Genomic DNA, 13,328 nt, shown 5'->3' with positions numbered 1-13,328 from the left:
ACGGTTTACTCGACGTGAGCCGATTTGAACCAGCTCTTCATCGAACAACTGGCGAACGGACTCGTGCTGCAATCGCCGTTGGCCAGCGCGGTGCGAAGCTTATCGACATCGGCCTGCATCATGTAACGGACGCCGTCCTTGAAATGAGTGCTGTCACCAAAGCCGCCCTGGGTCATTTCATTCAGGGCGTCCTCCTTGCTCCAGCCCTGCACCACGACCCGGTACATGGCCGCCATCAGGCCCGTGCGGTCCGAACCATGCTTGCAGTGCATCAGCACCGGTCCCTTGGCTTCGGCAGTCTGGATCGCGCGAAGGGTTTTGAGTACATCCGCATCATCCACATGGTTGGTGCGATAGGGCAGCTGTACCTGCGCGATACCTGGTGTCGACAACCAGCTGGAGTCCGACTCGGGCAGGAAAGTGATAACGGTCCCGACCTTGAGTTTTTCCAGTAACGGCACCGCTCCGCTGTCGGGCAATGCACTGCGATAGAGCGTCGGGGACATTTTGAAGAGGTTGTATTGCACCTCGACCGATTGAGCCCACTCCGCAGGTCGGGGCAACGCACTGTCGTCGGCAAGGGCCAGCGTCAGGTTCAAAAGTGCGGCCAGCGACAGGCAGATCGCTGGGATACAACGCGATAGAGACATGCTCGGGGTGACCGTTCAGGAGAGTCGGGAAGATGACGCCCAGCTTCACCCCCGAGCGGTCAAAGGCCTGTGAGCCGTCTGTCAAAGAATCGTGAATCAGCCAATCGCTTTCGTCGCAAAACCGAGGTTTTTTAGCTGAATCGGTTCATCTTGATGCTTAGCCTGCTACCATTTGTTACCCCATATTACCGATGCGCCCTATTGCTCCCCGTTTGCTGGCGTTCTGCATCGGTGTCAAAACGAAAAGTCGTCCTGCGAGACGGCTGAAAAACCGCTAATGCCTGATGAGGTGCCCCCCCATGTCCGATCAAGATCGAGACAACCCGCGGCGTGAGTTTTTGCGCAAATCCCTGACCTTGATCCCGGTGGTCACCGTTGCCAGCACCGGTCTGGGCAGCACGGTCCTGATGGCCGCGCCCGAAGCAGTCCCGACCCGTTCCGGCAAAGCGCCGGTCAGCACCAGCACCTATGAACCCGGCTATTTCACCGCCGAAGAATGGACGTTCATCAAGGCGGCTGTCGCCCAGTTGATTCCAAGCGATGCCCAAGGGCCAGGCGCCCTGGAAGCCGGTGTGCCCGAATACATCGACCGCCAGATGAACACGCCTTACGCGGCCGGTGCGCTGTGGTTCATGCAGGGACCGTTCAACGCAGACGCCGCTCCAGAAATGGGCTGGCAGAGCAAACTGGTGCCCAAAGAGATTTATCGCCTGGGCATCGCCGCGACGGATGCTTGGTCGAATGCGTTCAACGGTAAAGTATTTGCTGAGCAAGACAGCGCTACCCGAGACGATTTACTCAAGCAACTTGAGGCCGGAAAACCTCAGTTCGACAGCGTTCCAGCGAAGATTTTCTTCAACCTGCTGCTGCAAAACACCAAAGAAGGGTTCTTCTGCGACCCGATTCACGGCGGCAATAAAGGCATGATCGGCTGGACCATGATCGGCTTCCCCGGCGCCCGCGCCGATTTCATGGATTGGGTGGAACGCAACGAGCAATACCCCTTCCCGGCAGTTTCGATTCGCGGCGAGAGGGCGTAAGCATGGCAACGGTAATGAAGAAGGTCGATGCAGTGATCGTCGGTTTTGGCTGGACGGGCGCGATCATGGCCAAGGAGCTGACAGAAGCCGGCCTGAATGTGCTGGCGCTGGAGCGCGGGCCGATGCAGGACACTTACCCCGACGGCAATTACCCACAGGTGATCGACGAACTCACCTACAGCGTGCGCAAAAAACTCTTCCAGGACATTTCCAAGGAGACCGTGACCATTCGCCATAGCGTGAATGACATCGCGCTACCGAACCGCCAACTGGGCGCATTCCTGCCGGGTAATGGCGTGGGCGGCGCAGGTCTGCACTGGTCCGGCGTGCACTTTTCGGGTCGACCCGATCGAGTTGCGCATGCGCAGCCACTACGAAGAACGCTACGGTAAAAGCTTCATCCCCAAGGACATGACCATCCAGGACTTCGGCGTCAGCTATGAAGAGCTGGAACCGTTTTTCGATTACGCCGAGAAGGTCTTCGGCACTTCGGGTCAGGCTTGGACGGTGAACGGTCAGTTGGTCGGCGAAGGCAAGGGCGGCAACCCGTATGCGCCGGATCGTTCGAATCATTTCCCGCTGGAATCGCAGAAGAACACTGTTTCCGCACAGCTGTTTCAGAAAGCGGCCACCGCAGTGGGTTACAAACCCTACAACCTACCCTCTGCCAATACGTCAGGCCCTTACACCAACCCCTACGGCGCACAGATGGGGCCGTGCAACTTCTGCGGTTTTTGCAGCGGCTATGTCTGCTACATGTATTCCAAGGCATCGCCGAACGTAAATATTCTGCCGGCGCTCAAACCGCTGCCCAATTTCGAGCTTCGGCCCAACTCCCACGTACTGCGGGTCAATCTCGACAGCACCAAGAGCAAGGCGACAGGTGTGACCTACATCGACGGCCAAGGCCGGGAAATCGAGCAGCCGGCAGATCTGGTGATCCTCGGTGCCTTCCAGTTCCACAATGTGCGGCTGATGTTGCTTTCGGGTATCGGCAAGCCGTATGACCCGATCAGCGGCGAAGGCGTGGTCGGCAAGAACTTCGCTTACCAGAACATGGCCACCATCAAAGCCTACTTCGACAAAGACACCCACACCAATAACTTTATTGGTGCCGGCGGTAACGGCGTGGCGGTGGACGATTTCAACGCCGACAACTTCGATCACGGGCCCCATGGCTTCGTCGGCGGCTCGCCGATGTGGGTCAACCAGGCAGGCAGCCGACCGATCGCTGGCACATCCAACCCGCCAGGCACTCCGGCCTGGGGCAGTGCCTGGAAACGTGCCACCGCCGATTACTACACCCATCAAGTGTCGATGGATGCCCACGGCGCGCATCAATCCTACCGCGGCAACTACCTCGATCTAGACCCGGTGTACCGCGATGCCTACGGCTTGCCGCTGTTACGGATGACCTTCGACTGGCAGGAAAACGACATCAAGATGAACCGCTTCATGGTCGAGAAAATGGGCAAGATCGCCGAAGCGATGAACCCCAAGGCCATCGCCGTACTGGGCAAGAAGGTTGGCGATCACTTCAACACCGCGTCTTACCAGACCACCCACCTCAACGGCGGCGCGATCATGGGCACCGACCCGAAAACCAGCGCCCTGAACCGTTATTTGCAGAGCTGGGATGTGCATAACGTTTTCGTCCCTGGTGCATCAGCTTTCCCACAAGGTCTGGGCTACAACCCTACCGGCCTGGTGGCAGCGTTGACCTACTGGTCGGCCCGGGCAATCCGCGAACAGTACCTGAAAAACCCCGGCCCGCTGGTTCAGGCTTAAGGAGCGATAACCATGAAAGCACTTGTTATCGCGACCCTGGCGCTGCTCGGTTGTGGCCCGATCAACGCCGCAGAAATTGATCAAAACCTGATCAAACAAGGCGAGTACCTCGCCCGTGCCGGCGACTGCGTGGCCTGCCACACCGCCAAGGACGGCAAGCCGTTCGCTGGCGGCCTACCGATGGAAACGCCGATCGGGACGATCTACTCCACCAATATCACGCCGGATAAAACCGGCCTGGGCGACTACAGCTTCGAAGACTTCGACAAAGCCGTGCGCCATGGCGTCGCCAAAAACGGTAGTACCTTGTACCCGGCGATGCCCTATCCGTCCTACGCCAGCGTCAACGAAACCGACATGAAAGCCTTGTACGCCTACTTCATGCACGGCGTAGCGCCTGTCGCTCAGGAGAACAAGGCCAGCGACATTCCCTGGCCTTTGAGCATGCGCTGGCCGCTTGCGGGCTGGCGCTGGATGTTTGCCCCGGCCGTGGCGGACTACAAAGCGGCACCCGGCGAAGATGCGGTGATCAGTCGTGGGGCTTATCTGGTGGAAGGCCTCGGACATTGCGGCGCGTGCCATACGCCGCGTGCCCTGACCATGCAGGAAAAAGCCCTGAATGCAGGAGAAGGCAGCGCCTTTCTGTCAGGCAGTGCGCCGCTTGAAGGCTGGATCGCGAAAAGTCTGCGTGGCGATCACAAAGACGGCCTCGGCAGCTGGAGCGAAGAACAACTGGTGCAGTTCCTCAAGACCGGTCGCAGTGATCGCAGCGCAGTGTTTGGTGGCATGAGTGATGTGGTGACGCACAGCATGCAGTACATGACCGACAACGATCTGACCGCGATTGCCCATTACCTCAAATCCTTGCCGGCGAATGATCCCAATGATCAGCCGCACCCGTACGACAAACAGATCGCACAGGCACTGTGGAACGGGGACGACAGCAAGCCTGGCGCTTCGGTGTACATCGACAACTGCGCGGCCTGTCACCGTACCGATGGCCATGGCTACACCAAAGTGTTCCCGGCGCTGGCGGGCAACCCGGTGTTGCAGTCGCAGGATCCGACGTCGCTGATTCACATCGTGCTCAAGGGCGGTACGCTGCCTGCGACCCACATGGCGCCTTCGACCTTCACGATGCCCGGGTTCGCCTGGCGTTTATCGGATCAGGAAGTGGCGGATGTGGTGAGTTTCATCCGCAGCAGCTGGGGCAACGGCGGCTCGCCGGTCAAGGCGAGTGAGGTGGCGAACCTGCGCACGGATGATATGAAGACCACGTCGGGTGACGATTTTGGGCAAGTTACCCAGAAGAACTGACTGCCCAGCGGCACTAGCCAGATGAATAACGCCTCTATACTGTATATAAAAACAGTACAGAGGCGTTTTTATGTCCACCCCTCTTCCCCCACGCGGTCGTGGCACCGCCACCAACCCGCACAACCGCTTCGCGCCAAATCGCTCGGTGGCCGAGGATGACGGCTGGTATCAGGAAGCGCCGATCACCCAAGGCACCGAAGTGCGCATCGAAACGGCGAAAACCATCATCACTCGCAACAACTCGCCGGACTTGCCCTTCGATCGCTCGATCAATCCCTATCGCGGCTGCGAGCACGGCTGCATCTATTGCTACGCGCGGCCCAGCCACGCTTATTGGGACATGTCGCCGGGGCTGGATTTCGAAACCAAACTGATCGCCAAGACCAACGCCGCCGATGTCCTGGAAGAACAACTGTCCAAGCGCGGCTATCAATGCGCGCCGATCAATCTGGGTTCCAACACGGACCCTTATCAACCGATCGAGCGCGAATACAAAATCACCCGCAAAACCCTCGAAGTCCTGCTGCGTTATCGCCACCCGGTGACCATCATTACCAAGGGCTCGCTGATTCTGCGGGATCTGGACCTGCTGGCCGAGCTCGCCGAGCAAAGGCTGGTGGCGGTGATGATCAGCCTCACCACCCTGGACGATGAACTCAAACGCATCCTCGAACCGCGCGCCGCTGCACCCAAGGCTCGGTTGCGGGCGATCCGCGTGATGCGTGAAGCGGGAATTCCGGTGGGCGTTCTGTGCTCGCCGATGATTCCGATGATCAACGACAGCGAACTCGAAAGCCTGCTCACCGAAGCGCATGCCGCGGGTGCGCAAAGTGCGGCTTACATGATGTTGCGTCTACCGCTGGAAGTGGCGCCGCTGTTCGAAGAATGGCTGGCCGCGCACTATCCTCAGCGTGCCGCTCATGTGTTGAGCCTGATTCGTCAGAGCCGTGGCGGGGAACTCTATGACAGTCGCTTCGGTGCCAGAATGCGCGGCGAAGGGCCGTTTGCCGATCTGTTGGCGCAGCGCTTTGCCAAAACCATCAAACGCCTGGGGCTCAATCGTCGGGAAGGTTTCAATCTTGACTGCGAAGCCTTCTGTCCGCCAGGTCGCCAGATGTCGTTGATTTGAGGACAATTGGCCTATGGTTGAGTAGTGGGAAAAGCACCTGGCCTTTAGGCCGGTCACGTTTTTTGTGACCTGGAACACACGTCCTAGAGCGTTTTATTCAGTTTGAATTAAGTTTCAACGGCTACCTTGTTCATTGAGTGACTGACGGGTCGAGATTCTCAACCTGGATGTTTTTTAAACAGCCACTGGCTTCACACCGGACAAAACGGGAAAATTCCCTGACTCCGCCAAAGAGGATGAACCATGAGTGACAAGGATAAACAGCCGTTGGCTGCGTCGGCTTCAGCCCAACCGGAGGCGGAAACCGCCGATGCAGCGCTGCAGCATATCGTTGACGGCTTTTTGCATTTTCATCACGAGGTTTTTCCACAGCAGGAAGAACTCTTCAAAAAACTCGCCACGGCCCAGAGCCCCAGAGCGATGTTCATCGCCTGCGCCGATTCGCGCATCGTTCCTGAGCTGATCACCCAAAGCGCCCCAGGCGACCTGTTCGTCACCCGTAATGTCGGCAACGTTGTGCCGCCTTATGGACAAATGAACGGCGGTGTTTCCACGGCAATCGAATACGCGGTGCTGGCCCTCGGCGTGCAGCACATCATCATCTGCGGGCACTCCGACTGTGGCGCGATGCGCGCAGTGCTCAACCCGCAAAGCCTGGAAAAAATGCCGACGGTCAAAGCCTGGTTGCGTCATGCCGAAGTGGCAAAAACCATGGTCCAGGACAACTGCCATTGCGCTGACGAAAACGAAAGCATGCATGTCCTCACCGAGGAGAATGTGATCGCCCAGCTGCAGCATTTGCGCACGCACCCCTCGGTAGCCTCACGCATGGCCAATGGTCAGCTGTTTATCCATGGCTGGATCTACAACATCGAAACCAGCGAAATCAAAGCTTACGACGCGGACAAGGGGTGTTTCCTGCCGCTCGATGGCAGCCATCCGATTCCGGTGGCGACGCCCAAAGCGCGCTTCTAAATCCTAGTGTCCTGCCTCACAAATACGTTCTTTTTTGACGGCAACAGGCGCCGTCAAAAATGAACAGTATTTGCGAGACAGGACACCCGATCATTGTGTGGTTTAGCCGAGGCTGCTGATCCAGTAGCCTGGCTTTGCCACGCCTGAAGAAAACTTCGGGAGAGTCACCATGCGTGCTGCTCAACTTAAAGCTGTTCTGCCACGGGAGCTGCTGGCGTCCGTGGTTGTGTTTCTCGTCGCCCTGCCCTTGTGCATGGGTATCGCCATCGCCTCGGGGCTGCCGCCGTCCAAGGGTTTGATCACCGGGATCATTGGTGGCTTGGTGGTGGGCTGGATTGCCGGTTCGCCACTGCAAGTCAGCGGCCCGGCGGCCGGTTTGGCTGTTCTGGTGTTCGAACTGGTGCGCCAGCATGGTATCGCCATGCTCGGGCCAATCCTGCTGCTGGCCGGTTTTCTGCAACTGGTGGCCGGACGCTTGAAACTGGGCTGCTGGTTTCGGGTCACGGCGCCTGCGGTGGTGTACGGCATGCTCGCCGGGATTGGCGTGCTGATCGTGTTGTCCCAGGTGCATGTGATGCTCGACGCCGTGCCCAAGCCTTCCGGGCTGGATAACCTCGCAGCCTTCCCGGCTGCCGTCGTCCAGGCCTTGCCCTCCTTTGGCTGGCAAGCCGGTTTGCTCGGGCTGTCGACGATTGCGGTGATGTGGTTGTGGGAGAAATTCCGCCCCCATTCCCTGCGCTTCATTCCTGGCGCGCTCCTTGGCGTAGGCTTGGCGACCGTCGCCAGCCTGGTGCTCGCCTTGCAGGTCAAACGAGTGGAAGTCCCGGCCAACCTGGCGGAAGCCATCGACTGGCTGAAACCTGCCGATTTGCTCAATCTAGCTGACCCGACCTTGCTGATCGCCGCATTTGCCGTCGCGTTTATCGCCAGCGCCGAAACCCTGCTCTCCGCCGCCGCGGTGGACCGCATGCACAGCGGCCAGCGCTCAGACTTCGACCGGGAGTTATCGGCTCAAGGGGTAGGCAACATGCTTTGCGCTCTACTCGGCGCGCTACCGATGACCGGCGTGATCGTGCGCAGTTCGGCCAACGTCCAGGCCGGCGCCACCACGCGACTGTCGGCGATCTTCCATGGCCTGTGGTTACTGGCTTTCGTGTTGCTGCTGTCCAGCGTGCTGCAAAGCATCCCGGTGGCGAGCCTGGCGGGCGTGCTGGTTTACACCGGTTTCAAACTGGTCGACCTCAAGGCCTTTCGCGGTCTGGGCCGTTATGGGCGGATGCCGATGTTTACATACGCGGCGACCGCCCTGGCAATCATCTTTACCGACCTGCTGACCGGCGTGCTGATTGGCTTCGGTCTGACCCTGGCCAAACTGGCGTGGAAAGCTTCGCGACTGAAAATCAGCCTGATCGACCTGCCCAAGGACGGCGAAATGGAATTGCGATTGATGGGCGCCGCGACCTTTCTCAAGGTGCCGGCGCTGACCCAGGTGCTGGGGACCATTCCGGCAGGCGCGACGGTGCATGTGCCGCTCAATAACCTGAGCTATATCGATCACTCGTGTCTGGAGTTGCTGGAGGAATGGGGGCGGGCCAATGCGGCCAAAGGTTCGACGCTGCTGATTGAGGCGCGGGGGTTGAAGCGCAGGCTTGAAGGGCGTTTACGTACCACAGCCGGAGTCGGTTCTACGGCATAGAGGTAAAACAATGTGGGAGCGAGCCTGCTCGCGAAGGCGGTGTATCAGTCGACATAAATGTTGAATGACATACCGCCTTCGCGAGCAGGCTCGCTCCCACAGGTGTTCGGTTTACTCAGTTGGATCAAGCCGCCGGCTGATCCAGCTCCAGCCCTACGCCCAGTTGGCGCGACAGGCACGGCCAGCGCTTCCATGCAGCGCCGGTGTCCGGGCTGTTGAGTTTCTCGCGGTAGGCTTCTACCGATTCCAGCGCGAAACTGTCTTCGTTGAGCATCTCGTCGACGGCGTGATGCACCGCCTCATCCAGTTGGTTGGCGAACTCCTCACCGATCAGCTGGTGAGCAATCAGGTTGGCAACAGTCGTGTCCAGTGGGATCAGCGGCTGGCCAAAATGCTTGATGTACAGGTCATTGACCTCTTCGACCAGGCGGTGCGCCAGATAGGCTTCGTCCAGCAGGCTGTCCAGACCAACATGACCGGCCATGATCGCCGGCGGCTGGAGGAAGAACTGCTCGGCGATTTTCAACACCGGTTTGATCTGTGATTCGATACCCGCTTCCCTGGCGACTTCATTGGCTGCGTCCAGCAGGTCCGGCACTTGCTCTATATACGCGGCCACAAAACGCGTCATCACGCCGTTGGCGTCGACATCCGGCAATTGGATGGCGGAGTGAAGGTGTGGCAGTTGGGTTTCCAGCTGACGAGTCAGCAGGCCGGTTTCGGCTTCGTGTTGTTGGGCTTTTTGGATCTGCTCGCGCAATGCGGCGGTGTTCATGAAAACTCCAGGAAACAAAGGCAATGAAATAGGGAAGACATAACTTAGCTGGCATACGAAAAATGCTAAGACGCATTTGTCATAAATATTTCATCCTTGAGACATCAAAGTTATATCGGTTTGCCACCACTCGTCTGCATCCTTCTCCATTCGTGACCTAGAACGCAAGTCCCAGCTGTTTCAGATGATTTACGCCCTCACATTGCGAGGTGGCAGTCGCTGTCTATACTCGGGTGGGAATGGAGTTAGCTGATGACGCCCGACTGCACACGCAGCAAGGCTCGGCGATTCAAGTTCGTAGTCTGAAAAAGCCGCTCCCTTGCCACAGGTGAAAGCCGGCGGGATAAAAAGAACGATAAGGGGAACCCGCAATGATGCGACATCCACACGTCTGGATGGGCCTCCTGTTGTGGTCGATTTTCAGTCAGGCACAAGCGGCCTGGACTGTGAATATGGCGCCGGGAGCGACTGAAATCAGTCACGCAGTATTTGACCTGCACATGACCATTTTCTGGATCTGTGTAGTGATCGGCATCATCGTCTTCGGCGCCATGTTCTGGTCGATGATTCTCCACCGCCGCTCGACTGGGCAGGTGGCCGCAAAATTTCATGAAAGCACCACCGTTGAAATCCTCTGGACCATCGTGCCCTTCCTGATCCTGGTGGCCATGGCGGTTCCCGCGACTGCAACCCTGATCAAGATGTACGACGCCAGTGAGCCGGATATCGATATCCAGGTCACCGGCTATCAGTGGAAGTGGCACTACAAATACCTGGGCCAGGACGTTGAGTTCTTCAGCAACCTGACCACCCCCGCCGATCAGATCCACAACAAGGAAGCCAAGAGCGAGCACTACTTGCTTGAGGTCGATAAGCCTTTGGTGCTGCCGATCGGCGCCAAGGTGCGCTTCCTGGTGACTTCCGCCGACGTCATCCACTCCTGGTGGGTGCCGGCCTTTGCGGTCAAGCGCGATGCGATTCCGGGGTTCGTCAACGAAGCCTGGACCCGGATCGACAAGCCCGGCATCTACCGCGGTCAATGCGCCGAATTGTGCGGCAAGGACCACGGCTTCATGCCGATCGTGGTCGAGGTCAAGGAAAAGGCCGATTACGAAAAATGGCTGGGCGAACGCAAGGCTGAGGCCATGCAGCTCAAAGAACTGACCAGCAAGGAATGGACCCTCGACGAGCTCAAAGAGCGCGGCGACAAGATCTATCACACCACCTGCGTCGCCTGTCACCAGGCCGAAGGTCAGGGCCTGCCGCCGATGTTCCCGGCACTCAAAGGCTCGAAAATTGCCACCGGACCGAAAGAAGGGCACCTGAGCATTGTCTTCCACGGCAAGCCCGGCACCGCCATGGCGGCGTTCGGCAAGCAGCTCTCGGAAGTCGATATCGCAGCGGTCGTGACCTACGAACGTAACGCCTGGGGCAACAACAAGGGCGACATGGTCACCCCTAAAGAAGTGCTGGAGCTGAAACAGGCGGAAAGCAAATGACCCGGTCTATTGCGCACGTAAGGAACCAGTCGGGGCATCACGTCCCGGCCTGCCCAGCCCATCTGTTTGCAGGAGACAGGACATGACTGCTGTAGTCGATGACCATGTTCATACCGGCACCGCCCACGCCCACGGCCCCGCCAAAGGCCTGATGCGCTGGGTGCTGACTACCAACCACAAGGATATCGGCACGCTGTACCTGTGGTTCGCGTTCTCCATGTTCTTGCTCGGCGGCTCGTTCGCGATGGTAATTCGTGCCGAGTTGTTCCAGCCGGGACTGCAAATCGTCCAGCCGGAGTTCTTCAACCAGATGACCACCATGCACGGTCTGGTGATGGTCTTCGGTGCGGTGATGCCGGCCTTCGTCGGCCTCGCCAACTGGATGATTCCGTTGATGATCGGCGCGCCGGACATGGCCCTGCCACGGATGAACAACTTCAGCTTTTGGCTATTGCCGGCGGCGTTCATCCTGCTGGTATCGACCCTGTTCACCCCCGGCGGCGGACCGAACTTCGGCTGGACGTTCTACGCCCCGCTGTCGACGACCTACGCGCCGGAAAGCGTGACCTTCTTCATCTTCGCCATCCATTTGATGGGGATCAGTTCGATCATGGGCGCGATCAACGTGATCGCCACCATCCTCAACCTGCGCGCCCCCGGCATGACGCTGATGAAAATGCCGCTGTTCGTCTGGACCTGGCTGATTACCGCGTTCCTGCTGATCGCGGTGATGCCGGTGCTGGCCGGGTGCGTGACGATGATGCTGATGGACATCCACTTCGGCACCAGCTTCTTCAGTGCCGCCGGTGGTGGTGACCCGGTGCTGTTCCAGCACGTGTTCTGGTTTTTCGGTCACCCCGAGGTGTACATCATGATCCTGCCGGCCTTCGGTGCCGTCAGCTCGATCATTCCGGCCTTCTCACGCAAGCCGCTGTTTGGCTACACCTCGATGGTCTATGCGACGGCGAGTATCGCGTTCCTGTCGTTCATCGTCTGGGCGCACCACATGTTCGTGGTCGGCATTCCGTTGGTGGGCGAGTTGTTCTTCATGTACGCCACGTTGCTGATCGCCGTACCCACCGGGGTCAAGGTGTTCAACTGGGCCAGCACCATGTGGCAAGGCTCGCTGACCTTCGAGACACCGATGCTGTTTGCGGTGGCGTTCGTGATCCTGTTTTCCATCGGCGGGTTCTCCGGGCTGATGCTGGCCATCGCCCCGGCGGACTTCCAGTACCAGGACACCTACTTTGTGGTCGCGCACTTCCACTATGTACTGGTACCGGGGGCGATCTTCGGGATCTTCGCCTCGGCCTACTACTGGATGCCGAAATGGACCGGCCACATGTACGACGAAACCCTCGGCAAGCTGCACTTCTGGCTCTCGTTCATCGGCATGAACATGGCGTTCTTCCCGATGCACTTCGTGGGGCTGGCGGGCATGCCGCGGCGAATTCCGGACTACAACCTGCAATTCGCCGACTTCAACATGGTGTCGTCGATCGGCGCATTCATGTTCGGCGCCACGCAGATATTCTTCCTGTTCATCGTGATCAAGACCATCCGCGGCGGCCCGCCAGCACCGGCCAAACCGTGGGATGGGGCCGAAGGCCTGGAATGGAGTATTCCGTCACCGGCGCCGTATCACACCTTCACCACGCCGCCGGAAGTGAAATGAACACCTCTACCCTGGTGAGTACTGGCCATGCCTTTGTGGCGAGGGGATTTATCCCCGTTCGGCTGCGAAGCAGCCCCAAAGCCAGAGCATGCTGTACGTCTGATACGGCGCGGTTGCAGGTTTTAGGGCCGCTTCGCAGCCCAACGGGGATAAATCCCCTCGCCACAGGTTTGTGGTCACCACAATTGGGTGTTGAGGGTTCGCACCATGGCTGATTCGATTTCGTTGAAGAAGCTGGTCACGCGCCTGCTGCTGGTCGTAGTGGCTATGTTTGTCTTCGGGTTTGCCCTGGTGCCGATCTACGACGTGATGTGCAAGGCGTTCGGCATCAATGGCAAGACAGCCGGGCAGTACGAGGGCGAGCAAACGGTCGACACCTCGCGGCAGGTGCGCGTGCAGTTTCTGTCGACCAATGCCGCGGACATGTCCTGGGATTTCTATCCCAAAGGTGACGAGCTGACGGCCAACCCGGGGGCGGTGAACGAGATGATTTTCATCGCCCACAACCCCACCGATCGCCCGATGAGCGCCCAGGCGGTTCCGAGCATCGCGCCCAGCAACGCGGCGGCGTACTTCCACAAGACGGAATGTTTCTGCTTTACCCAGCAAGTGCTGCAGCCCGGTCAACGGATCGAGATGCCGGTACGTTTCATCGTTGACCGTGACCTGCCCAAGGATGTGAAGCACCTGACGCTGTCTTACACGCTGTTCGATATCACCGCCCGACATCCACCGGTGGCTGTAAATACTGGCGGCTGAGCGTGCCCGATAAGGAGAACAATAA

The 13,328-nt window shown here is 58.8% G+C and carries 10 protein-coding genes and 1 pseudogene; 9 read left to right on the top strand and 2 right to left on the bottom strand.

Annotated features, from left to right (window positions below):
- Nucleotides 1-5: 5 nt before the first annotated feature.
- Nucleotides 6-650, bottom strand: a complete 645-nt coding sequence (locus tag ACYZTW_RS01355; RefSeq protein ID WP_462003440.1) for a phosphatase domain-containing protein — start codon at nucleotides 648-650, stop codon at nucleotides 6-8.
- Nucleotides 651-949: 299 nt separating this feature from the next.
- Between ACYZTW_RS01355 and ACYZTW_RS01350 the strand changes: the two genes are divergently transcribed.
- The 6 genes and pseudogenes from ACYZTW_RS01350 to ACYZTW_RS01325 all read left to right on the top strand — a co-directional run bounded on the left by ACYZTW_RS01350 (nucleotide 950) and on the right by ACYZTW_RS01325 (nucleotide 8,595).
- Nucleotides 950-1,690, top strand: a complete 741-nt coding sequence (locus ACYZTW_RS01350) for a gluconate 2-dehydrogenase subunit 3 family protein (protein ID WP_462003439.1) — start codon at nucleotides 950-952, stop codon at nucleotides 1,688-1,690.
- Between the two features lie 2 nt (nucleotides 1,691-1,692).
- Nucleotides 1,693-3,478, top strand: a pseudogene (locus ACYZTW_RS01345) (GMC family oxidoreductase).
- 12 nt (nucleotides 3,479-3,490) lie between these two features.
- A complete protein-coding gene (locus ACYZTW_RS01340) occupies nucleotides 3,491-4,795 on the top strand; it encodes a c-type cytochrome (protein ID WP_462003438.1) in 1,305 nt (434 codons plus the stop codon).
- Between the two features lie 70 nt (nucleotides 4,796-4,865).
- Nucleotides 4,866-5,924: a PA0069 family radical SAM protein gene (locus ACYZTW_RS01335; protein ID WP_462003437.1), complete on the top strand. Its 1,059-nt coding sequence runs from the start codon at nucleotides 4,866-4,868 to the stop codon at nucleotides 5,922-5,924.
- Between the two features lie 243 nt (nucleotides 5,925-6,167).
- Nucleotides 6,168-6,899 carry a carbonic anhydrase gene (locus tag ACYZTW_RS01330; RefSeq protein WP_462003436.1) on the top strand — a complete coding sequence of 244 codons (732 nt, stop codon included), beginning with the start codon at nucleotides 6,168-6,170 and terminating at the stop codon, nucleotides 6,897-6,899.
- 169 nt (nucleotides 6,900-7,068) lie between these two features.
- Nucleotides 7,069-8,595 carry a SulP family inorganic anion transporter gene (locus tag ACYZTW_RS01325; protein ID WP_462003435.1) on the top strand — a complete coding sequence of 509 codons (1,527 nt, stop codon included), beginning with the start codon at nucleotides 7,069-7,071 and terminating at the stop codon, nucleotides 8,593-8,595.
- A gap of 124 nt (nucleotides 8,596-8,719) precedes the next feature.
- Here ACYZTW_RS01325 and ACYZTW_RS01320 read toward each other — a convergent pair whose 3' ends face one another.
- Nucleotides 8,720-9,370 carry a hypothetical protein gene (locus tag ACYZTW_RS01320; protein ID WP_033059826.1) on the bottom strand — a complete coding sequence of 217 codons (651 nt, stop codon included), beginning with the start codon at nucleotides 9,368-9,370 and terminating at the stop codon, nucleotides 8,720-8,722.
- 371 nt (nucleotides 9,371-9,741) lie between these two features.
- On the opposite strand from ACYZTW_RS01320, the gene coxB reads away from it, so the two are divergent.
- The 3 genes from coxB to ACYZTW_RS01305 all read left to right on the top strand — a co-directional run bounded on the left by coxB (nucleotide 9,742) and on the right by ACYZTW_RS01305 (nucleotide 13,303).
- Nucleotides 9,742-10,869: a cytochrome c oxidase subunit II gene (gene coxB, locus ACYZTW_RS01315; RefSeq protein ID WP_462003434.1), complete on the top strand. Its 1,128-nt coding sequence runs from the start codon at nucleotides 9,742-9,744 to the stop codon at nucleotides 10,867-10,869.
- An 82-nt stretch (nucleotides 10,870-10,951) separates the two neighbouring features.
- Nucleotides 10,952-12,544 carry a cytochrome c oxidase subunit I gene (gene ctaD, locus ACYZTW_RS01310; RefSeq protein WP_008152477.1) on the top strand — a complete coding sequence of 531 codons (1,593 nt, stop codon included), beginning with the start codon at nucleotides 10,952-10,954 and terminating at the stop codon, nucleotides 12,542-12,544.
- Between the two features lie 207 nt (nucleotides 12,545-12,751).
- Complete coding sequence (locus ACYZTW_RS01305) at nucleotides 12,752-13,303, top strand: cytochrome c oxidase assembly protein (RefSeq protein ID WP_462003433.1); 552 nt, start codon at nucleotides 12,752-12,754, stop codon at nucleotides 13,301-13,303.
- Nucleotides 13,304-13,328 lie beyond the last annotated feature (25 nt).

It is taken from the genome of Pseudomonas sp. LB3P25 (genome assembly GCF_054897985.1).
Note: the sequence above shows the minus strand (reverse complement) of the source record. Positions and strands in the feature narration are given on the sequence as shown.